The organism is Isorropodon fossajaponicum endosymbiont JTNG4 (genome assembly GCF_016592615.1).
Lineage (GTDB): Bacteria > Pseudomonadota > Gammaproteobacteria > PS1 > Pseudothioglobaceae > Ruthia.
On the sequence record NZ_AP013043.1, the window covers coordinates 1,217,491 to 1,238,206 of the forward strand.

Annotated in this window: 24 protein-coding genes and 2 pseudogenes; 9 read left to right on the forward strand and 17 right to left on the reverse strand. The window is 38.3% G+C overall.

Features of this window, described 5'->3' with window-relative positions; all coding sequences use genetic code 11:
- The first annotated feature begins 7 nt into the window (after positions 1-7).
- The 4 genes and pseudogenes from CVFO_RS08870 (at position 8) to CVFO_RS07185 (ending at position 2,096) form a co-directional block, all read left to right on the forward strand.
- Positions 8-196, forward strand: a complete 189-nt coding sequence (locus CVFO_RS08870; RefSeq protein ID WP_342591036.1) for a hypothetical protein — start codon at positions 8-10, stop codon at positions 194-196.
- Between the two features lie 103 nt (positions 197-299).
- Positions 300-1,484: pseudogene (locus tag CVFO_RS09170) on the forward strand (IS256 family transposase).
- 163 nt (positions 1,485-1,647) lie between these two features.
- On the forward strand, positions 1,648-1,785 hold the full coding sequence (locus CVFO_RS07180) for a hypothetical protein (protein ID WP_225879247.1): 138 nt from the start codon (positions 1,648-1,650) through the stop codon (positions 1,783-1,785).
- Positions 1,782-2,096, forward strand: coding sequence for a methylated-DNA--[protein]-cysteine S-methyltransferase (locus tag CVFO_RS07185; RefSeq protein WP_201340441.1), 315 nt, complete (start codon positions 1,782-1,784; stop codon positions 2,094-2,096). Before CVFO_RS07180 ends, CVFO_RS07185 begins: the two co-directional genes overlap by 4 nt.
- A gap of 33 nt (positions 2,097-2,129) precedes the next feature.
- Here CVFO_RS07185 and CVFO_RS07190 read toward each other — a convergent pair whose 3' ends face one another.
- The 9 genes from CVFO_RS07190 to CVFO_RS07230 are packed head-to-tail and all read right to left on the reverse strand — an operon-like array spanning position 2,130 to position 8,939.
- Positions 2,130-2,546: a F0F1 ATP synthase subunit epsilon gene (locus CVFO_RS07190; protein ID WP_201339355.1), complete on the reverse strand. Its 417-nt coding sequence runs from the start codon at positions 2,544-2,546 to the stop codon at positions 2,130-2,132.
- The gene (gene atpD, locus CVFO_RS07195; protein ID WP_201339356.1) at positions 2,547-3,926 is read right to left on the reverse strand and encodes a F0F1 ATP synthase subunit beta; all 1,380 of its coding nucleotides are present in this window, start codon (positions 3,924-3,926) and stop codon (positions 2,547-2,549) included. It abuts the gene before it with no gap.
- A 23-nt stretch (positions 3,927-3,949) separates the two neighbouring features.
- The gene (atpG, locus tag CVFO_RS07200; protein WP_201339357.1) at positions 3,950-4,813 is read right to left on the reverse strand and encodes a F0F1 ATP synthase subunit gamma; all 864 of its coding nucleotides are present in this window, start codon (positions 4,811-4,813) and stop codon (positions 3,950-3,952) included.
- A gap of 13 nt (positions 4,814-4,826) precedes the next feature.
- Positions 4,827-6,368, reverse strand: coding sequence for a F0F1 ATP synthase subunit alpha (gene atpA, locus CVFO_RS07205; protein ID WP_201339358.1), 1,542 nt, complete (start codon positions 6,366-6,368; stop codon positions 4,827-4,829).
- A gap of 27 nt (positions 6,369-6,395) precedes the next feature.
- Positions 6,396-6,947, reverse strand: coding sequence for a F0F1 ATP synthase subunit delta (locus CVFO_RS07210; protein ID WP_201339359.1), 552 nt, complete (start codon positions 6,945-6,947; stop codon positions 6,396-6,398).
- Between the two features lie 6 nt (positions 6,948-6,953).
- Positions 6,954-7,427, reverse strand: coding sequence for a F0F1 ATP synthase subunit B (locus CVFO_RS07215; RefSeq protein ID WP_201339360.1), 474 nt, complete (start codon positions 7,425-7,427; stop codon positions 6,954-6,956).
- 36 nt (positions 7,428-7,463) lie between these two features.
- A complete protein-coding gene (gene atpE / locus CVFO_RS07220; RefSeq protein ID WP_201339361.1) occupies positions 7,464-7,697 on the reverse strand; it encodes a F0F1 ATP synthase subunit C in 234 nt (77 codons plus the stop codon).
- A 25-nt stretch (positions 7,698-7,722) separates the two neighbouring features.
- The gene (gene atpB, locus CVFO_RS07225; RefSeq protein WP_201339362.1) at positions 7,723-8,577 is read right to left on the reverse strand and encodes a F0F1 ATP synthase subunit A; all 855 of its coding nucleotides are present in this window, start codon (positions 8,575-8,577) and stop codon (positions 7,723-7,725) included.
- Positions 8,577-8,939, reverse strand: coding sequence for an ATP synthase subunit I (locus tag CVFO_RS07230; protein ID WP_225879248.1), 363 nt, complete (start codon positions 8,937-8,939; stop codon positions 8,577-8,579). The genes atpB and CVFO_RS07230 overlap by 1 nt, the downstream gene beginning before the upstream one ends.
- Positions 8,940-9,112: 173 nt before the next feature.
- On the opposite strand from CVFO_RS07230, the gene CVFO_RS07235 reads away from it, so the two are divergent.
- Entirely contained in the window at positions 9,113-10,399 is a 1,287-nt protein-coding gene (locus CVFO_RS07235) for an NAD(P)/FAD-dependent oxidoreductase (protein ID WP_201339363.1), read from the forward strand.
- 341 nt (positions 10,400-10,740) lie between these two features.
- Here CVFO_RS07235 and recN read toward each other — a convergent pair whose 3' ends face one another.
- Both recN and CVFO_RS07245 read right to left on the reverse strand, forming a co-directional pair.
- Entirely contained in the window at positions 10,741-12,402 is a 1,662-nt protein-coding gene (recN, locus tag CVFO_RS07240; RefSeq protein WP_201339364.1) for a DNA repair protein RecN, read from the reverse strand.
- 3 nt (positions 12,403-12,405) lie between these two features.
- A complete protein-coding gene (locus tag CVFO_RS07245; protein ID WP_201339365.1) occupies positions 12,406-13,224 on the reverse strand; it encodes an NAD(+) kinase in 819 nt (272 codons plus the stop codon).
- A 123-nt stretch (positions 13,225-13,347) separates the two neighbouring features.
- Between CVFO_RS07245 and grpE the strand changes: the two genes are divergently transcribed.
- The gene (gene grpE / locus CVFO_RS07250; protein WP_201339366.1) at positions 13,348-13,899 is read left to right on the forward strand and encodes a nucleotide exchange factor GrpE; all 552 of its coding nucleotides are present in this window, start codon (positions 13,348-13,350) and stop codon (positions 13,897-13,899) included.
- Positions 13,900-14,515: 616 nt separating this feature from the next.
- On the opposite strand, the gene CVFO_RS09555 is transcribed toward grpE, so the two are convergent.
- From CVFO_RS09555 to CVFO_RS07265, 4 genes are all read right to left on the reverse strand, one after another.
- Complete coding sequence (locus CVFO_RS09555; protein ID WP_425352130.1) at positions 14,516-14,770, reverse strand: SUMF1/EgtB/PvdO family nonheme iron enzyme; 255 nt, start codon at positions 14,768-14,770, stop codon at positions 14,516-14,518.
- Complete coding sequence (locus CVFO_RS09050; RefSeq protein ID WP_245394576.1) at positions 14,653-15,042, reverse strand: hypothetical protein; 390 nt, start codon at positions 15,040-15,042, stop codon at positions 14,653-14,655. The genes CVFO_RS09555 and CVFO_RS09050 overlap by 118 nt, the downstream gene beginning before the upstream one ends.
- The gene (locus CVFO_RS07260) at positions 15,039-15,515 is read right to left on the reverse strand and encodes a hypothetical protein (RefSeq protein ID WP_201339368.1); all 477 of its coding nucleotides are present in this window, start codon (positions 15,513-15,515) and stop codon (positions 15,039-15,041) included. Before CVFO_RS07260 ends, CVFO_RS09050 begins: the two co-directional genes overlap by 4 nt.
- 670 nt (positions 15,516-16,185) lie before the next feature.
- On the reverse strand, positions 16,186-16,701 hold the full coding sequence (locus tag CVFO_RS07265; protein WP_201340458.1) for a hypothetical protein: 516 nt from the start codon (positions 16,699-16,701) through the stop codon (positions 16,186-16,188).
- A 2-nt stretch (positions 16,702-16,703) separates the two neighbouring features.
- Here CVFO_RS07265 and CVFO_RS07270 point away from each other — a divergent pair.
- From CVFO_RS07270 to CVFO_RS09175, 3 genes and pseudogenes are all read left to right on the forward strand, one after another.
- Positions 16,704-17,744, forward strand: a pseudogene (locus tag CVFO_RS07270) (IS3 family transposase).
- Between the two features lie 92 nt (positions 17,745-17,836).
- Entirely contained in the window at positions 17,837-18,061 is a 225-nt protein-coding gene (locus tag CVFO_RS07275; protein ID WP_201339369.1) for a helix-turn-helix domain-containing protein, read from the forward strand.
- Between the two features lie 13 nt (positions 18,062-18,074).
- Positions 18,075-18,206 carry a hypothetical protein gene (locus tag CVFO_RS09175; RefSeq protein WP_281064397.1) on the forward strand — a complete coding sequence of 44 codons (132 nt, stop codon included), beginning with the start codon at positions 18,075-18,077 and terminating at the stop codon, positions 18,204-18,206.
- Positions 18,207-18,209: 3 nt separating this feature from the next.
- Here the strand turns inward: CVFO_RS09175 and CVFO_RS07280 are convergent, their stop codons facing one another.
- Together CVFO_RS07280 and pmbA are read right to left on the reverse strand one after the other, a co-directional pair.
- On the reverse strand, positions 18,210-19,391 hold the full coding sequence (locus CVFO_RS07280) for a UbiH/UbiF/VisC/COQ6 family ubiquinone biosynthesis hydroxylase (protein WP_201339370.1): 1,182 nt from the start codon (positions 19,389-19,391) through the stop codon (positions 18,210-18,212).
- Positions 19,391-20,710: a metalloprotease PmbA gene (pmbA, locus tag CVFO_RS07285; protein WP_201339371.1), complete on the reverse strand. Its 1,320-nt coding sequence runs from the start codon at positions 20,708-20,710 to the stop codon at positions 19,391-19,393. Before pmbA ends, CVFO_RS07280 begins: the two co-directional genes overlap by 1 nt.
- Between the last annotated feature and the right edge of the window lie 6 nt (positions 20,711-20,716).

Sequence of the window (20,716 nt, forward strand, 5' to 3'; positions counted from 1 at the left end):
GGCTGTTATTAGCGTCAGAAGCTCTAAAAATGTAGCACACCGGATGAAGAATTTAGGCATTGAACATTTTTACCAAGGACAAGATGACAAGGTTGTTGCTTTTAATGATCTTATCAAAAAACTATCGCTTCAAACTGAACAAGTTGCTTATATGGGCGATGACATTATTGATTTACCCGTTATGAGGGCCCTGTAAACCAGATTGTGTAAACCCTCATATTTTATAATCCCCGAAAAGGAGAAAAAACATGAGTAACACAATACCAAGAAACAAAAAAAAGCAACTTAACAACACAGGCATCAACCAGAAAAAGCTCCGTGCTTTTGCTGATGAACTTGCCAAAGACATCCACACCCAAGATGATTTAGCAGATCTAGCTGCTTCACTGGTTAAAATGACCATTGAAGCAGCATTAGGTGCTGAGATGGAACATCATCTTGGTTATCCAAAATATGGGCAAAATAGCAGCGAGCTTAATACAGACAGCAATGCTCGTAATGGCTATTACCCTAAAACCGTCAAAGGCAATCATGGTGAAGTTGAACTTGCTATCCCAAGAGACCGCAGAGGTAGCTTTGAACCTTTAATTATTGAAAAAGGTCAAACGCCGATTGGGTGCTTTTGATAGTCAGATATTAAGCCTATATGCCAAAGGCATAGGTACCCGTGACATCGTCTCAACCTTTAAAGAAATGTATGATGTAGACATCTCAGCAACATTGGTATCCAATGTCACTCAGCAGGCGGTTATCACCCAAGCGATTGAATGGCGTAATCGTCCACTTGATGAAATTTACCTATTGTCTATTTAGATGGTATTGTCATTAAAGTTAGGCAAGATAAGCAAATCATCAAAAAGACCATGTATATCGCCTTAGGTGTGAACCTTGAAGGCAGAAAAGAATACTTGGGTCTGTGGTTATCAAAAAATGAATCTTCCAAGTTTTGGCTAGGCGTTCTTAATGATATTAGTAATCGTGGCGTTAAAAACATTCTCATTGCCTCAGTCGATGGACTAACGGGCTTTCCTGAGGCAATTAATGCCGTGTTCCCCCAGACTGGTGTTCAACGGTGTATTGTGCATATGGTTAGAAACTCCCTTAAATATGTGGGTTACAAAGACAGAAAGCAGGTTGCCAGTAGTCTTAAACAAATTTACCAGTCCATCAGTGAAGATGAGGCTTTACTCGCATTAGATGAGTTTGAACACCAGTGGGGTAAACAGTTCCCAAGCATTGCCAAATCATGGCGACGTCATTGGGATAATGTAGCAACAATATTTGCTTATCCTGAAGCCATTAGAAAGGCAGTCTATACCACCAATGCCATTGAATCCTTAAACTCAGTGATTCGTAAATCTATCAAGAATAGAAAGATTTTTAATCACGATGATTCTGCTTTTAAAGTTGTCTTTTTGGCCATTGAAGCAGCCAGTAAGAAATGGACGATGCCAATTAGAAATTGGTCACAAGCAGTGAATTAGTTTATAATCCTGCATGAGGATAGATTAAAGGATTATGTCTGATTTTTAACGAGGGCTTTACACAATCTGGTTTACAGGGTCAAGAATCAGTGGAAGTAAATACTGATACCCACCATCTAGATACAATGAAGTCAAAGGTAGAACACCTAAGATTGAAACAACATTGGCTATATTTTTAAACAAAAATATCTCATTAGTGACTAAAAAAATAGGTGGTCATGGCGCAGTAAGAGAAGTTTGTGATTTATTATTAAAAGCTCAAAATACCTTTGACAAAACCATGGAAAAGTACCTAACATAACCCCATTTCAACAAAAATGTTACCAAACCCTTAAAGATAAGGTTCCTGCTGGCAGAGTTATTACCTACGCTGGCCTTGCCAAACTCATTAATCACCCCAACGCCTATAGAGCGGTTGGCTCTGCAATGAACAAAAACCCTTTTGCACCTGAAGTGCCCTGCCATCGTGTGGTTAAGTCAAATGGAGATTTAGGTGATTTTGCGGAAGATATCAAAATTAAAATAAAACGCCTCAAAAAAGAAGGCGTTGAGGTGGCTAGCAACAAAATTGTTAACTTTAAAAAAATTAACTACTTATCACTAAAAAATTAGATCAACGGTATTTTTAATTAAGGACTATGGTTCTTAAATTTTCTTACCGCGCATCTTGTTAATCATTTGCAATTGTGCCATTGACTCGGCAAGTGCTGCTTGTGTTGCTGAAATGTCTTGACTCTTAGTTGCATTTTCCATTGCCTCTTGTGTGCGCTGTTTAGCCTCTAACGCCTTAGATTCGTCTAAATCACTTGCTCTAATTGCAGTATCAGAAAAAATAGTCACAACATCTGGCTGGACTTCTACAATGCCACCAGAAACATAAATAGATTCTATACCTTTATCGGTTTCTACTCGAACTTCACCTGGTTTTAAGGTTGACAAAAGTGCTGTATGTTTTGGATAAATACCTAGCTCACCTGTGGATGCGGGTACAAATACACACAACGCCTCACCCGAATAAAGCGATTCTGTTGCACTAACGACATCAACATGAATGGTTGGCATTTATGCGTTCTCCTTGGCGGTTTCACGAACCTCGTCAATTGAGCCTGTCATGTAGAATGCTTGCTCTGGAAAATCATCCATTTCACCATCAAGAATGGCTTTAAATCCAGCAATTGTGTCTTTAAGTGAGACATATTTTCCTGGTGCACCAGTGAAGACTTCTGCCACAAAAAATGGCTGAGACAAAAAGCGTTGAATTTTACGAGCACGAGACACTGAACGCTTGTCTTCTTCAGATAATTCATCCATACCTAAAATCGCAATAATGTCTTTTAATTCTTTGTAGCGTTGCAACACGACTTGTACGCCACGAGCCACGTTATAGTGCTCTTCGCCCACGATTAACGGGTCTAGTTGGCGTGAAGTAGAATCCAGTGGGTCTACCGCAGGATAAATGCCTAATTCTGCTACTTGACGTGACAACACAACCGTTGCATCTAAATGAGCAAATGTAGTTGCTGGCGATGGGTCAGTTAAATCATCTGCAGGTACATACACTGCCTGAATTGAGGTAATTGAGCCTTTTTTAGTTGAAGTAATACGTTCCTGTAATGCGCCCATCTCACTTGCTAATGTTGGCTGATAGCCCACTGCTGATGGCATACGACCTAATAGTGCCGATACTTCCGTACCTGCAAGTGTATAACGATAGATATTGTCAATAAACAACAATACATCACGACCTTCATCACGAAAGTATTCTGCCATGGTTAGTCCTGTTAAGGCAACACGCAACCTGTTTCCCGGAGGCTCATTCATTTGACCATACACTAAAGACACTTTATCAAGTACATTTGACTCTTTCATTTCGTGATAAAAGTCATTGCCTTCACGAGTACGTTCGCCCACACCAGCAAATACTGAATAACCAGAATGCTCAATCGCAATATTACGAATTAACTCCATCATATTAACGGTTTTGCCAACACCAGCACCACCAAACAAACCAACCTTGCCGCCTTTGGCAAACGGGCAAATTAAATCAATGACTTTAATACCTGTTTCTAATAATTCTGCTGCAGGTGCCAGTTCATGATAAGCAGGCGCACTTCGGTGAATAGCCCAATCGACTTCTTGACCAATGTCGCCAGCATTATCAATCGGCTCGCCCAGCACATTCATAATACGCCCTAATGTCTTAACGCCAACAGGCACCTTAATCGGCTCACCTGTGTTGGTGACTTCCAAGCCTCTTTTTAGGCCTTCAGAACCACCCATGGCAATTGCACGCACCACATGGTCGCCCAACTGTTGCTGAACTTCTAAGATTAAGCCTGTTTCTGGAACTTTTAAGGCGTCATAAATTTTTGGCATACTGTCTGCTGAGAATTCGACATCGATAACCGCGCCAATAATTTGTGTAATTTTTCCTGTACTCATTTTGCTTTTCCTTTTTTTAAACTTTAAACAGCAGCAGCGCCGCTAACAATCTCAGAAATTTCTTGCGTAATTGCCGCTTGCCTTGCCTTGTTGTAAACCAACTCTAACTCTTTAACCATATCACCTGCATTATCAGTTGCACTTTTCATTGCAACCATGCGTGAAGATTGCTCACAGGCAATGTTTTCAACTAAGCCTTGATAAACCAAAGCCTCAATATAACGCACTAGTAACGCACTTAGAACCTTTTGTGCATCAGGCTCATAAATATAGTCCCAATAGTGGTTCATATTATCCGATTTGCCTGCCACCATTGGTACTAATTGCATAATGGTGGGTGCTTGGGTCATGGTATTTTCAAATTTGTTGTAGGCTACTGATAATTGTTGGGTTTCGCCTGCATCAAACCCGTCAAGCATGGCTTTAATCGTGCCTAACAAATCATCAAAATGAGGCGCATCACCTAAATCTGTCAATACAGATTTAACGTTCAAGCCAGAATTTTTAAAAAATGAGGTTGCTTTTTTGCCAATAGTGCAGATATCAACTTCAATACCCTTAGCTTGATATTCAACAACTTGTCTTAAAATATGCCTAAACAAGTTAGTATTTAGACCGCCACACAAACCTCTGTCACTTGAAATAATAATAATACCAACACGCTGAAGTTTTTCAGAACTGTTCATATAAGGATGTTCAAATTCTGAATGTGCATAGGCTAAATGACCAATAACATTGGATATTTTTTCGCAATAAGGGCGTGACGCTAACATTCTATCTTGCGCTTTTTTCATCTTAGAAGCGGCGACCATTTCCATGGCCGAAGTAATCTTCTGGGTATTTTTAATACTCGAAATTTGTGTTCTAATTTCCTTGCCAGCTGCCATTATCTACTCCATTCTACCAAGTATGGTTTGCCTTAAAGTCATCAATTGCCGCTTGTAGTTCGTTTGAAATTTCATCATTGTAATCGCCTGTTTCATTAATTTTATCCATTAATGATACTTGGTTTGCATTCATATAAACGATTAGCGCCGCTTCAAAATCAACCACTTTATTGACTTCAATATCATCTAACGAGCCCGAATTGGCGGCAAACAATGAGGTTGCCATCTCAGCAATTGATAGAGGCGAATATTGATTTTGTTTCATCAGCTCTGTCACGCGCTGACCACGATCAATTTGTGCCTTAGTCTCTGCATCAAGATCAGAGGCAAATTGTGCAAAAGCTGCCAACTCACGATATTGTGCCAAATCAAGACGAATACCGCTACCTAGTTTTTTAATAATATTAGTCTGCGCTGCACCGCCCACACGTGATACTGACAAACCTGCGTTAATCGCTGGACGAATACCTGCATTGAATAAATCTGTTTCTAAGAAAATTTGACCATCCGTAATTGAAATAACATTGGTAGGAACGAATGCTGACACATCACCACCTTGCGTTTCAATAATTGGTAATGCTGTTAAAGAGCCTGTTTTGCCCTTAACTTTGCCATTAGTTATCTTCTCTACATAGTCTGCATTGACACGTGAGGCACGCTCAAGTAAGCGCGAATGCAAATAAAACACATCACCCGGATAAGCCTCACGCCCTGGTGGGCGTTTAAGTAATAAAGAAACCTCACGATAAGCCCAAGCTTGCTTGGTTAAATCATCATAAACAATCAAAGCATCTTCGCCTCGATCACGAAAATACTCAGCCATAGCGCACCCTGCATAAGGTGCAATGTATTGCAGCGCTGCAGATGATGCAGCGCCTGCAGTCACAATAATGGTGTTTTCCAATGCGCCGTGCTCTTCTAATTTACGCACAACCGCTGCTACTGATGAATCTTTTTGACCAATAGCAACATATACACAACGAATACCACTGTCTTTTTGATTGATAATTGCATCAATCGCGACAGCTGTTTTACCTGTTTGACGATCGCCAATGATTAACTCACGCTGACCGCGACCCACTGGCACCATTGCATCAATCGCTTTAATACCTGTTTGAATAGGCTGGTCTACTGATTTACGATCAATCACGCCAGGTGCCATTATTTCTAATGGCCGTACACCTTGAGCATCAATGTCACCTTTGCCATCAATGGCTTTGCCTAATGGATTAACCACTCGGCCTAGCATAGCCTCACCAACAGGCACTTCAACTAGACGATTGGTACATTTAACGACATCACCTTCTGAAATATGCAAATAATCACCCAGAACAACCGCACCAACACTGTCTTGCTCTAAATTAAGTGCCATGCCAAAAGTATTATTTGGGAATTCAAGCATTTCACCAAATTGCACATCAGCCAAACCATGAATACGGACAATGCCATCACCCACACTAACCACACTACCTTCTGTACGTGCCTGGACGGCAAAGTCAAATCCTTCTATTTGCTTTTTAATTAAATCACTAATTTCATGAGCGTTTAATTGCATAGTCCTTCCTCTTTAAATTTTAATAATTTAGTGTGTTATTGATAAACGCAACCCCAACTCATTCACTCGAGCTTTGATTGACATATCGATAACTTTATCACCATCTTTAACAATAACGCCACCTACTAAGTCTTTATCTATAGTGGTGTCAATGCTTACTACTTTGTTGTATTGATTTTCCAAATCACTCACAATTTGCTTTTTTTCAGGCTCGTTTAACTGATAAGCACTAATGACATTAAACATCTTGGCATCATTTGTTGTGTTCATCAAACTTTCAAACAAGGTGGCAATACTTGGCAATGCGTTGGTGCGATTATTGTCTAATAGCACGCCAATAAATGTTGCTTCGTGCTCACTCAACTCTCTTACCAGTATTGATTTAAGTAATGCCTTAATAGTGCTTAATTTATCTTGTTTTAAAACGTTGGGAGAAGCAATAAATCTGTGCATCTGTTCATCAATAAGTAACTGCGCACTTGCATCTAAAACCATTTTCCACTGCAAATGCGATTTGTCTTGCTGTGCCAATTCAAAAATTGCATTGGCATAAGGCTTGGCGATGACGGCTAATTCCATAACTAATTACAACAGCGATTGTGACAATTTACCCAACATTTGTTGGTGTGCTTTCACATCAACTTCCTTGACAAGCACCGCACTAACGCCTTGCATAACTAAGTCAGACACTTGATTTTTTAACTCATTACGGGTTTGAATTGTGTCTTGTTCAAGCTGTGCTTGTGCTTGCGCTTTTACTTTACCCACCTCTTTTAAAGCAATGTCTTTTGCATCCTCAACCATATTTGATGCTTGACGAGTGGCATTTGCAATAATCTCAGCCGCCTGGTCTTTAGATTGATTAATCATCTCTTGAGCTTTGACTTGCGCCTCTTCTTGCTCAGAACGACCACGCTCCGCCGCCAGTAAGCCGCTTTCAATACGTTTTTTACGCTCTTCCATGACCATCACAATAGGCGGCCAAACAAATTTCATACAAAACCATGTAAACATAGCAAACATGATTAATTGCCCAAACATTGTCAAATTAATATTCATAGCTCAACCCCTTTGCATTTTAAATCGTTTTTTATTTTATGCTGCAACTGCAAATAAAATATACATTGAAATACCAACAGCAATCATTGGTACCGCATCCACCAAACCCATAACAATAAACATTTGCGTTCTAAGCATTGGAATTAACTCTGGCTGGCGTGCTGCGCCTTCTAAAAACCTTGCACCTAAAATACCAATACCAACTGCGGCACCTAACGCACCCAAGCCCATTAAAATTGAACCTGCTAAAAATAAAATACTTTGTTCCATTTTTTACTCCTATTTATAAAATAAATTAACGCTTTTTTTGGTGAGCCATGTCCATATACACAATGACCAAAGTCATAAAAATAAAGGCCTGTAACAATACAATCAAAATATGGAAAATTGCCCATGGTAAAGACAAACTCCACTGAACCCAGAATGGCAATAAGGCAATGAGAATAAAAATCATCTCTCCTGCATACATATTGCCAAATAAACGCAATGCCAATGAGACAGGCTTAGCAATTAAGTTCACCCCTTCTAAGAACAAATTAAACGGCAACATCATTTTACCAAATGGATGAAAGGTCAATTCTGCCGCAAAACCGCCCACGCCTTTTTCCTTGATACTGTAATAAATAATAAGAATAAAAATACCAATTGACATGCCAAGAGTCGCATTCGGGTCAGTGGTTGGCACCACCTTAAAGAAAACGTGATGTAGATCAGCACCAAACCAAACACCGATTTGCTGTGCTACATATGGCAACCAGTCGACTGGCACCAAATCCATGGTGTTCATTAACACAATCCAGATAAAAGTAGTCAGTGCTAGTGGTGCAACCATGGGGTTTTGACCATTAAACGAGCCACGAACGTTTTCGTTAATAAAATCAATCACACTTTCAATAAAATTTTGCGCACCTAAAGGGGTATCAGGGGTCATTTTTTTACCCACTCGGTAAAAAAAGATTAAAAATAAAGCGCCTAATACAAAAGAAACACTTAATGTATCAAGATGGAGAGCCCAAAAGCCCATTTCTTTTGCTTCGCTTACAGTGTGCGCAAGCCCCCAATGCCCGTCTGGAAATTGACCATATGTCAAATTTTGTAAATGGTGCTTAATATAGCTACCAGAAGTTATGACTTCATTTGTCGCTGACATTACTTATTTATAACCTTGTCTATTAAAAAACCAACCTGCCCCAAAACCAAGCCAATAATTAGCGCCTCTGGTGATAACTTTAAAATCAATAAACCGAATAAAGTCAATGCCACCAACAGAGCCATACGCATAATCACACTCACTGCCATCATGCCAACGCTAGCTCCTGCGCTCATATATAATTGTCTTCTTTGTTTGTTTGTGTGCCTATTAATTAAACCTGTATTTAACAAGCTAGTCATACTGCCATAAATTGCTGCTAAAGCCACACCATTGATAGCAAAATAAACACCCACTATTAACAATATGCCTAATTGTGCCTTTGACCATCCATTATCCGTTGCCAAAATATCTATCGCCATCAAACTCACAAAGTTGAGATTATACTAGTCTGGCTTATAAAAAAATCGTTTTTTTTTGTGACTTTGATCAATTAAATCACGCCTTGTTATAATTAACAATATAAGCATATTGTGATATATTTGACAAGTGTGCGCATTATCGGAATAATTGACTCATTTTGAGGAGATAAATTATGGCTCATATTGTTGTTATTGGTGCAAGCACAGGCGGACTACCTTTTGCCTACGATATTAAAAAAACATTAGGAAAGAATCACAAGGTGACGGTTATTTCCAATAATCCAAACTTTAACTTTATTCCTTCAAACCCTTGGCTAGCAGTTGGTTGGCGTAGCGAAGAAGACATCAGTTTTTTACTTGAGCCTCATTTGAAACGCAAAGATATTGAGCTGATTGTCGGCGAGGCTAGTGAAATCAAACCTAATGATAATCAAGTTATGGTTGGCGATCAAGTTGTAGACTATGACTATTTAGTGCTAGCCACAGGTCCTAAATTAGCTTTTGATGAAATTGAAGGCTTGGGTCCTGAAGGTCATAGTGTTTCAATTTGTACCACTGCCCACGCTGAATCAGCGCGCCAAAAGTGGGAAGAGTTTTGTGCAAATGGTGGTGGTCCAATTGTTGTGGGCGCCGTGCAAGGCGCTTCCTGTTTTGGTCCAGCTTATGAATTTGCATGCATCATGGATACTGATCTTAAAAAGCGAGGCATTCGTGATAAATGCCCCATCACCTTTGTGACCGCAGAGCCCTACATTGGCCATCTAGGTTTGGGCGGTGTGGGCGATTCAAAAGGACTGCTAGAATCAGAATTTAGACAACGCCATATCAAGTGGATTACCAATGCTAAAGTGACTAATATCGCCGCTGACACTGTCACCGTAGATCAAGTTAATGATGAAGGAGAAGTCATCAAAACCATTGAAGTTGCCACCCAGCATACCATGCTGTTACCCGCCTTTAAAGGCGTTGATACAGTTGCAAAACTAGCCGATGTAGATGCAGGCTTTGTCAATCCACGTGGCTTTGTTATGGTGAATGATTATCAACAATCCCCTATTAAAGATAATATTTTTTCAGTCGGTGTTAATATCGCTATTCCGCCTGTTGAGCCAACACCTGTGATGTGTGGCACACCAAAAACGGGCTATATGATTGAATCCATGGTCACCGCTGTTGTGCATAATATTGAAGAAATGATTGCCGACAAAGCACCTTCTCATATTCCAACTTGGAATGCAGTTTGTATTGCTGACATGGGTGATACAGGTGCAGCCTTTGTTGCCATGCCACAAATTCCACCTAGAAACGTTACTTGGGCTAAAAAAGGCAAAGTGATGCACCTTGCTAAAATCGCCTTTGAAAAATTCTTCATTCGCAATATGAAAACAGGCAACTCAGAGCCTGCCTATCAAAAGTACATTTTTAAAATGTTAGGTATCGAGCGTTTAAAGAAAAAATAGACCTCTAATGTGTTTTTTAAACAAGATATGTCTATATACCAATAATTGGTTTTTTTCAGAAAAAAATGAAAATTTCTATTGGCTTTAACAAATGCACCACTGGCATGCTTACATCGTTGTTCTTGTATTATTCAACATTACGGAAGTTTTAATAAACGCTATAGAAAGCAGTATTATTCATTTTAGAATGTGGTCAAATATATTTTATGGCAACCCAAGCGATTATTATGTATATATGCCTTTATTCTCTAATCAGTTTGCTTAGATTGTCTATGAGACGATAGGTCTTCTTATGTTTCATATATAAAATAGATGACCAAGGTATCAGCTAAATTCGGGCATTAAATACTCATTCCAATCATTTCTGCAGCAGCATTTCTAGCTTTCTCGGTGATAGTTGCACCCCCTAAAATACGGGCAATCTCATCCACACGTTCATTGCTAGATAACTGTGTTACTGTGGTTTGTGCACCGTCTTTATCTTGTGACTTTTGCACACGCAAATGTTGATGACCAAAAGCAGCAACTTGTGCTAAATGAGTAATGCAAATGACTTGATAATACCCGCTTAATTGTTTAAGTTTTTTCCCAACGACTTCGGCTACTGCACCGCTGATGCCAACATCTACCTCATCAAAAATCAAAGTAGGAGTGTATTCGCTGTCACTACCAATCACTGAAATGGCTAATGAAATTCGTGACAATTCACCGCCTGAGGCGACTTTTTTTAAAGGCTTAAAATCTTGTCCCATACTGGTTTTGACTAAAAAATCAACCGACTCTGCACCATTTAAATGCACGCCATCAGGCTTGGAGGGTAAAGCAGATGAAAACTCACTACCAGGCATGCCCAATACTTGCATGGTTTGTGTGACTAAGTTTGATAACTCATACGCCTTGCTGATTCTAATTTTGCTTAATTGCACTGCTTTTTCTTGATAGTCTGCTTGCAATTGATTTTTTTGATGGACAAGTTCATCAAGCGAATGAGTGCCAGTGCCTATCTCGTCCAATTGCAACTCAATATTATTTTTGATGGTTAATAATTCAGGAATTTGACAGCTATGCTTTCTGGCCAAATCATGCAACTCACCAAGACGTGCCTCTAGCGTTTTAACGGTTTCATCATCAACAGATAAACTGTTCAAATAATGGGTAAGTTCATAAATACCCTCTTGGGCTTGCAACTGAGCATTTGAGAGTAATTCTACAGCTTGGACTAGCGCCTTGTCCATGTCTAGCGCCTCAGATAAGGCATGATTAATACTTAATAGCTGGGTATTAATGCCTGTTTCGTTTTCAAGCTGATTTAATACACCTGAGACTTTCTCAATTAACGCTGCACTATTTGCACTGGTCTTAAATTCAGCCTCAATCGTAGTTAACTCTTGTTCGCTTAATACTGCATCATTTAATTCTTTGAGTTGGTGAGTGAGTAGTTCTTGTTGTTGCAGCTTCATTTGATGGTTATTATTCAAATTCTCAATTTGCTCACTCACTTGTTTGTGTGCATTTACTACCACATTAAGCGAGGTGCAAAGTGCTTGCGTATCAGCGTACGTATCCAATAATTGCCGCTGTTGATTGGGACGCAATAAAAGTTGGTGCTCATTCTGACCATGCATATCAACCAACAACTCACCGACACCGCGCATTACTGACAAAGGCACATTAATGCCACTGACAAATGCTCTTGAGCGACCATCAGCATTCAGTACTCTACGCAAAATACACTCACCCTCATCTTCTAGTGAGTGCACTTGAAGATAGTTTTGAATTTTTGGATAATGAGCCACATCAAAACTGGCACTAATTTCAGCTTTATCTGCACCAAGACGTACCAAGGTAGCATCGCCACGACCACCCAATGCCAAGTTAAGGGCTTGCAAAAGAATGGATTTTCCTGCGCCTGTTTCACCTGTAACAACGCTCATGCCTTGCTTAAAAGACAAGTCTAGCGCTTCAACAACTGCTAAATTTTTAACACTTAATTGAGACAGCATCGATTAGAGTTTACGACCCCAGTGTAATTTAGAGCGAATAATCTCAAAATAATCATAATCCTTTGGGTGTAATAAATGAATAAAACTACTGTGCTGTCGCACACGAATATCTTGGCCGGCTTTAATAGCAACTGAAGTTTGCCCATCAAAACTAGCAATCGCGCCATCATCTGAATCTTTCACTTGAATCACCACCTCACTATCACCTGGTACTAACAAAGGACGATGGCTCATGGTATGTGGACAAATTGATACCAAGCCAATAGCATTCACACCTGGGTGCATAATAGGGCCGCCACTGGACAACGCATAAGCAGTTGATCCTGTTGGCGTGGTAATAATCAAACCATCAGCACGTTGATTGTTGACAAATTTATCATCAATATAAACATCAAATTCAACCATTTTTAAATGCTCTTTTCGATGAATAACTACATCGTTTAATGCCAAAAAGTTGTCTAATGTTTCGTTGTTCTGCTCTATTTGGCAAGACAGCAGACAGCGTTCCTCTTTGGTGTATTCACCATTTAAAACCTCAGAAACGATATCAAACATGCTTGTTAATGGCACATCTGCCAAAAAGCCTAGCCACCCCAAATTAATGCCCAAAATTGGAATATTGTTATCAACAAAACTGCGCGCTGTATTAAGCAACGAGCCATCACCACCCAAAACAATAATCAAATCCGCTTGCTGGGCAATGCTTTTATCGTCAAATACTACACCCACGCCTTTTTTTGATAAAAATTCATTCAACTCAATAGCTGTGCCTTCACTCACAGAATCGTTAGGTTTGGTAATAATGCCAATTGTGTTAAACATATTTGTTAATCATTAAGATTGAATTCTTTAAAATAGTCACCATATAATCAAGCATCTTGTGGATAGTTTTGATTTTACCCGTAATCAGCACTTCTAATAAATATACATGAATTAAGCAGCAAAATGACAAAAAAGAAACCAGAAAATAAGAACCAAAAAAAAAAAGAGGATATTGAGGTCGCCATTCAAGCCGCCTCACAAATGCCTAAAGAAGATGACTTGCAAGAACAGCTGATCCAAGCGCAACAGTCTGCTAAAGATAACTGGGGCAAACTTTTAAGGTCTCAAGCAGAAATGGAGAACCTCAAACGCCGCAATGCTAAAGACGTTGAAAATGCGCACAAGTTTGCACTGGATGGCTTTGTCAAAGCATTACTTGAGGTCAAAGACTCGTTAAGTATGGGCATTAAAACTGCACAAGAAGAAAAAGCCACTGTTAAGCATATTGTTGAAGGGCTAGAAATGACCAATAAAGTTTTTCTCTCAACCTTAGAAAAATTTGGTGTAGAAATAATTAACCCAGAAGGTGAAACCTTTAACCCTGAATTACACGAAGCCGTTACCATGATACCCATGCTAGACAAAGACTCAAATTCTGTTTTAGAAGTCATACAATTTGGCTTTACTTTAAATGGCCGCTTAGTTCGCCCAGCGATGGTGGTGGTGGTCCAATAGGCGATAAGTTTCTATAGCCCAAACACAAGTCTCCACTAACAAAGTGTAGGTAATAAGATGGCTTATTGCTCACATCAAGTTTATAACGTAGATTGGTTAAGCTGGTTACAAATTTTGCTAGATACCGCCCATCTTGGTATTTATACCGCACTTAAATAAAGCATCCAGCCATGCTTATAATTTGAATTTACTTCTAATAAAATATTGTGGTTTCACGCGTACTATTTTATTTTTTATTACGTTGCCATATTCCCTATAACAACGGTTGTAAGCAACACCACCCTTTGTTTATTTCAACTTAAAGCGTTATATGTCTAAATCTACTAGATAGTGGTAAATAAATTCGCCCTTATGCGGTGTCAATATTTAAGGTACAAAACACATCCCTAGGCAAATGTACAAATGTTTGTAGTGATACTGCTATGTAGACATTGTCTGTGTTTATTATTTTTTATCCAACACGCCTTTCTAATAAATTTAGAAAGGAAATATTGATATGAAATTTACAAGTTAGATCTAGAGATAAGCACTATAGAATGGTAAAACTAATCAATCATTACAATACGGAAACCAACTTCATCTGATTTTTCAGACTTGTTGGGTATATACTGATAATTTAAACCAACAAATTTCGCACTGATAGATTTCCAACTACCGCCTTTGGCAACCTTCTCTTGGGTACTTTCATCAATAACCCATTCCCAAACATATCATACAACCCCCATGAGTTAGGGCTTAGAGATTTAACAGGTATTATAGACTCTGATTGATTGTTGCAATAATAAACATTTGCTTGGCTACAGATATTCTTCTTAACGCTAAGAGCATTAGCATTAGCTGCATACTTCCGGTGAATGGCCTTTGGCAACATATAGTGCTTTTGATGTTCTTTTGACATCCATTCAGCAAAATCAACCGCCTCTTTTTGCCGGCTATAACATTAACAACAGGATTCTGTGCATTTTCAGTAATTGCCTCATCTGACTTTCCCATACTTAATAGAAATTTATTATATTGAGCGTTGGTAACTTCACCGTCACTAGTATAAAAATCATCAACACACTCTTCATTCGCAGACAAAACACTCTCAGGTAAATCTTCATTTACAATGCATCCGCCAAAAATAGTTCTTACTACTCTCAATCATATGACACGTTCAACTCTCTATCGACAGTTACCTCGAATTTTCTAAAATATTGTTTATTGCTTTCAATTATTTTGTCAACTTTTAGAGAATTAATCTTGTTAATCTTAATATCGTTCAAATCAATCCCTGCAATACCAACACTTCTTTGTCTAGTTAGCGAATCTGCATCTTTTGAGTCTAACAAATATGCCGTATAAGTTTTCTTAGGGTTTTTAATTTTAAAATTAACCGGCTTAATTTTTCCATCTAGATTCATCTTAATTAGAATTTTAGACTTACGTGCATCATTCTTAAAATTCTGCGCCTCACCACCAATGACAACAGGAACAACCACATCATAATAAACTGCATTATCCGAAGCAACAATTCTGGCAGTAAAAACCTCTTTATCTGCATTGTATTTAACATTAATCAATCTTGGTGCGCCTAATATTTCATTAATAGCAGTATTTAAAAGTCTAGAACGCATAGAGGCAACTTGCTCTTGTCGTCTTTTCTGCTCCCAGTGTATCTCGCTGTCATAAGACCTTATTGCCGTATTATAAACACCAACCTTATCGATATAACTCTGTTTAATTGCATTTAATTTTTCTTGATAAATATTTTTTCTTTGTGCTAGCCTAATACGAAATTACTTCGTTGTTTCAAACTCATCTTTGGCAATAATTGCAGGCGAAAGAATAACTGGGTGGCTTTGGTTTTCTTAACTGAATAGGCGTCACTTCAGTTGGTCTAAGTAACCAGTCTTGAATGTAGTCTTCTACGGACTTAAGTGCTAGATTAAAAGGCGTTTCTAAACGTTTTAGTAGTTTATTGGGAGGTTGGTGATAATTGGATATTTTTTGCAAGATATCCTCCGCCTTTTGAACCTCTCCAGAAGAAACGAACCGCTTTGCTTTATTATACATTCCAGCCAATTCTCCACTACTATATCTAACATGATCCAACTTCGATATAACAGTAGTTTTAACAGAGATTTTGACGATGCCGCTTTTAGATTGACACCCACTTGCTAATAAAATCAACAAAGCATAAAAAAGTAACTATTTTAAACATATCTCTATCCTTATTTTTTAAAAAAATTATTTAATCACGAATTTCATTTGCGATTCTAGAAAGATTTTTACACTAAAAAAACTCTAATAAGACAAACAATACAAATTGGAGCAAACTCCGAAGGCGCGATATTTATCATTTATTTTGTCATCTCTACTAACTGGCACTAAAATTTTACCCATTTTCTTATCAATTGTATATTTTAAAAAATATTTTTCTAAGTTGATATTATTTTTAGCACTATTTTCAATTGCAATATCAAGACTGCCATTTTGATTTAATAAGGAATAACCATGAAGCGCGCTTTCTAGATAATTCATACCCACTAAATGTTCAATTGAATTTGGCCAATGGCCAATATCATTAAAAAAATTCTGACTTGTTGCTGTGATATTTACAATATGATCAAATGTAGTTTCTGTAAAACTTCTTTGAAAAAAATCAACTTTAGAAAAGCCAATATTAGGAAAACTAAAAAGAGAAATTAAACCCAATAAACGCATCTGTAATACCCCAAAAAACCACCATTCTAAAGTAGAAAATTCTATAATAAAAAATAAGGAGTTTTCACATGAAAAAATCAAGATATACAGAGTCATAAATAGTCAACATACTCAAACAAAACCAATCAGGCATATCTGTGGCTGATCTATGCCGTGAATACGCAATGTCTCAAGCCACATTTTACAAATGGAGATCTAAATACGGTGATACAGATTTTGTCTCTATGGTTAAACGCTTAAAAGAGCTAGAATCAGAAAATGCTCAATTCAAGCGTATGTATGCTGAGAGTGAGTTGAAACTGCAAATTACAAAGGATGCCTTAGCAAAAAAGTTCTAAAGCCATCCCAGTGGCGTGAGGATGGCTTTAAACATCAATGAACAAAATAAGAACACAAGTATCAAACTTATTTACGAAGTTTGTAGCATTAGTAAAAGCACTTATTATTATCAACCAAAACTCAGTGATGACAATGCTTTAATTGCCGATTGTCTACTGCGCTTAACCGCAACGCACAAGCGTTGGGGTTTTAAACTGTGCTATTTATATCTACGTAATGTTAAAGACTACAAATTTAACCATAAACGAGTGTATCGCATTTACCAAGAACTGGAGCTCAATCTAAGAATCAAGCCAAGAAGAAGAATCAAAAGAGATAAACCCGAAGCACTGAGTGTGCCAACAACTATTAACCAAACTTGGTCAATGGATTTTATGTCAGACTCACTCACTGATGGCAGGCACATTAGAACTTTTAATGTTGTCGATGATTACAATCGGGAAGGCTTGAATATTGATGTGGACTTGTCCATGCCAGCAAGACGAGTTATTCAATCATTAGAACGTTTGATTCAGTGGCGTGGCAAGCCCAAGGCTATCAGATGTGATAATGGTCCTGAATACATTAGCCAAGCATTAAGAGACTGGGTACAAGCCTTAGGTATTGAGTTAATGTACATCCAACCAGGTAAGCCAACTCAAAATGCCTACATTGAGAGATTTAACCGTACAGTAAGACAAGAGTGTTTAGATCTGCATTTGTTTGATTCTGTTGAGCAAGCACAAGATGCAACCACACAGTGGTTATGGGTTTATAATAACGAACGACCGCACTTTGCCCTAGGTGGCGTGATAAGATGACTAGCCTCTACTTTAGAGTTGTATGGAAAATTGGGGTATTACAAGTATAAAGTATACACATATTTAATTTTATAGGTGGTAATAATATGCAAATGAGTACTATAGATACACAGAGTGTCGGTATTAGCGAAAGGATTAAATTAGCACGTAAAAAATTAGGTATATCTGGTGATAAGGTACCGTCAGCACCTGGGCTTTCTCGCTCAATTTGTAGTCAATGGGAGCGTGGTATATCTAATCCATCTACTGCACATTTAGGTAAATTGGCTAAAAGTTTTACTAGGGGTGTCATTTGCGTGGCTAGCAACTGGGGGTAGTAAAGTTGAAAAAGTGGATAAGGGAAAACAAATCAATCAAGAGGCATTAAGAAATCTTAAGCAAACTCAACTGCTTAAAATGACTGAGGAATTTAATAAAATGGATTTAGAACAGCAAGAAAAATTAGTGGATTTTTGCAAGTGACTACTAAATATTAAATGGCGTATTACCTGAGGCTTGTTTTTGCAAGAAAGACTTTAAAGTCGGACTTTCGTTGATTAAATTCATGCCAAAGCCGCGTAGCCATCTAAGTGGTTCGTTATTTTCTTTATAAATCCAATTGAGTCCAGTCATGGTTTTTGCCATGAGCTCATTGTCCAATCTTTTGGCTCTAGCATATTTTCGTAAAACTAAATAATCGCCTAAAGGTTTATCATTAGTATGTAATTGTTTCGATAATTCTGAAACATCGGAAAAACCTAAATTAACGCCTTGACCTGCAAGGGGGTGAATATTATGCGCGGCATCACCGACTAATGCTAGATTATGTTTTACATAATCTTGTGCACTACGCTCAATGAGTGGAAAAGCTTGAATATTACTAACAACTTTAAATCGACCAAATTTATATTCAACACCTTGGGCAAGCCTATCAGCGAACAGCTCAGCTGAAAGCTGCATAAGTTCATCAGCCAAATGATTTTCTGCCGACCAAACAATGGAGGCTTGGTGTTCGCTTAAAGGTAGTAAGGCAATAATACTGTCTGACAAAAAACGCTGCCAAGTTGTATTTTGAAAACTTTGTAATGATTCGATATTGCAAACAATGGCCTTTTGCTGGTAATTGTTTTCATTAAATTCAATGCCTGCTAATTCTCTCACATGTGATTTAGCGCCATCTGCACCAATCAATAAACTGCATGTTATTTTCTGGTTATTATCCAAATCAAGCTGGTAGCCATCATTAATCTTATGAATAGCAGTTAGTTTTGTACAAATAAATTCAATATGGGTTTTTTCTAGTGCTGTATACATTGCAGATTGTAAGGCATCGTTTTCAACGATATAGCCCAATTGATTAACACCCTCATCTTCTTTATGAAAATCTAAGCTACCATGAGAGTTTTGATCCCAAACATGCGTATCGGTAAACGCATATTTACGCTTAATTAACCCCCACACGCCAATATTTTTTAATAGTGTCTCTGATTTAGGCGTAATTGCACTAACGCGTGTGTGGTACTTATCTTGCAATTTTGGATTGGGGTGATTAGGCTCAATAATAGTAATTTTTAAGCCTTTATTAATCATAGATAGAGCAAATGCTTGCCCCACCATACCACCACCGATAATGGCGATACCGTATTGCAAATTGTTTTCAGGGTGCATTACATCTCTCCTGCAATGGTCATCTGATTCACTAAAACAGAGCCAACTTTAATGTTACTACGGTGGTCAACATCTGAGCCAATACGTTCAACACCTAACAGCATTTCTTTAAGATTACCAGCAATTGTAATGCCTGACACTGGGTATTGAATTTTGCCATTATCCACCCAAAAACCTAAGGCACCACGGGAATAATCACCCGTTATGTCATTCACACCTTGCCCCATCAGCTCAGTTACCACTAAGCCCTGATGCATGTCCTTAATCATCTCATCAAGCCCACTTTCAAATCCATGTTCAATCATCACATTATTCACCCCACCTGCATTTGCCGTGGTTTTAAGACCTAGTTGATTGGCTGAGTATTGCCCCATGATATAACTTTGCACTCGACCATCTTTGACAAAATATTGCCGTCTTTTTAGTACGCCGTCTTGATCAAAGACCTTGGCACCAATGGTTTTTTTAACCAATGGGTTTTCTAATAAACTAATGCCACTGGGCATGACTTTTTGTTCAATACTGCCTAATAAAAATGTTGATTTTTTATATTGACGAGCGCCACTTAATGCACCCATTAATTGTGAAAATAATCCGCCAGACAAGCGTGGCGTGAAAATAACTGGGCATTTTTGCGATGTGAGCGACCTTGCACCCAGCTTGTTAATAGCTAGCTTTGCCGCTTTTTGACCCACTACTCCCGGTGATTCTAAATCATTATTATCTAATGCCACTGTATATTCATAGGCCGTTTGCATATCCTTGTCTTGCTTAGCAATAACGGCGCAATGCAGTGAATGCTTGGCACTTTGTTGTGCTGCCATCATGCCGTGTGAATTTACATATAAACCTTTGCCTTGGAAACTTGATAGTTCAGCACCATCTGAGTTATCAATCTGCTTTTGGTCTAATGCTGCTGCTTCACAACGCATGGCCAGCTCAATACTATTACTTGAGTCTAAATCCCACGGGTAATACAAATCTAAATCAGGCGCATTAAATGCCATTAATTCTTTTGGTGCCAAGCCGTTAAATTCATCATTTTGTGTGTATTTAGCAATTAAACAAGCAGATTCAATGGTTTTACTAATGCCCTGTTTGCTCAAATCAACACTGGATGCATGTCCTTTTTTATTGCCCATATAAACATTAATATCAAAGCTCTTATCTAGGTGATATTCTAAAGTTTCAACCTTGCCTAATCTAACAGCAGTAGAAATGCCAGAACTTGAACTTAACGAAATTTCATAATCAGTAATATCATGCTTTTTTAATAAATCAATAGCAAGTTGTACGGTGTTTTCTAATGAGGATGACATGATGAA

What these genes read in the sequence shown, in the direction of transcription:
- CVFO_RS07190 (WP_201339355.1), bottom strand. Translation starts at nt 2,546, where the DNA reads ATGCCAACCATTCATGTTGATGTCGTTAGTGCAACAGAATCGCTTTAT.
- atpD (WP_201339356.1), bottom strand. Translation starts at nt 3,926, where the DNA reads ATGAGTACAGGAAAAATTACACAAATTATTGGCGCGGTTATCGATGTC.
- atpG (WP_201339357.1), bottom strand. Translation starts at nt 4,813, where the DNA reads ATGGCAGCTGGCAAGGAAATTAGAACACAAATTTCGAGTATTAAAAAT.
- atpA (WP_201339358.1), bottom strand. Translation starts at nt 6,368, where the DNA reads ATGCAATTAAACGCTCATGAAATTAGTGATTTAATTAAAAAGCAAATA.
- CVFO_RS07210 (WP_201339359.1), bottom strand. Translation starts at nt 6,947, where the DNA reads ATGGAATTAGCCGTCATCGCCAAGCCTTATGCCAATGCAATTTTTGAA.
- CVFO_RS07215 (WP_201339360.1), bottom strand. Translation starts at nt 7,427, where the DNA reads ATGAATATTAATTTGACAATGTTTGGGCAATTAATCATGTTTGCTATG.
- atpE (WP_201339361.1), bottom strand. Translation starts at nt 7,697, where the DNA reads ATGGAACAAAGTATTTTATTTTTAGCAGGTTCAATTTTAATGGGCTTG.
- atpB (WP_201339362.1), bottom strand. Translation starts at nt 8,577, where the DNA reads ATGTCAGCGACAAATGAAGTCATAACTTCTGGTAGCTATATTAAGCAC.
- CVFO_RS07230 (WP_225879248.1), bottom strand. Translation starts at nt 8,939, where the DNA reads ATGGCGATAGATATTTTGGCAACGGATAATGGATGGTCAAAGGCACAA.
- CVFO_RS07235 (WP_201339363.1), top strand. Translation starts at nt 9,113, where the DNA reads ATGGCTCATATTGTTGTTATTGGTGCAAGCACAGGCGGACTACCTTTT.
- recN (WP_201339364.1), bottom strand. Translation starts at nt 12,402, where the DNA reads ATGCTGTCTCAATTAAGTGTTAAAAATTTAGCAGTTGTTGAAGCGCTA.
- CVFO_RS07245 (WP_201339365.1), bottom strand. Translation starts at nt 13,224, where the DNA reads ATGTTTAACACAATTGGCATTATTACCAAACCTAACGATTCTGTGAGT.
- grpE (WP_201339366.1), top strand. Translation starts at nt 13,348, where the DNA reads ATGACAAAAAAGAAACCAGAAAATAAGAACCAAAAAAAAAAAGAGGAT.
- CVFO_RS09555 (WP_425352130.1), bottom strand. Translation starts at nt 14,770, where the DNA reads ATGTTGCCAAAGGCCATTCACCGGAAGTATGCAGCTAATGCTAATGCT.
- CVFO_RS07260 (WP_201339368.1), bottom strand. Translation starts at nt 15,515, where the DNA reads ATGCGTTCTAGACTTTTAAATACTGCTATTAATGAAATATTAGGCGCA.
- CVFO_RS07265 (WP_201340458.1), bottom strand. Translation starts at nt 16,701, where the DNA reads ATGACTCTGTATATCTTGATTTTTTCATGTGAAAACTCCTTATTTTTT.
- CVFO_RS07275 (WP_201339369.1), top strand. Translation starts at nt 17,837, where the DNA reads ATGAGTACTATAGATACACAGAGTGTCGGTATTAGCGAAAGGATTAAA.
- CVFO_RS07280 (WP_201339370.1), bottom strand. Translation starts at nt 19,391, where the DNA reads ATGCACCCTGAAAACAATTTGCAATACGGTATCGCCATTATCGGTGGT.
- pmbA (WP_201339371.1), bottom strand. Translation starts at nt 20,710, where the DNA reads ATGTCATCCTCATTAGAAAACACCGTACAACTTGCTATTGATTTATTA.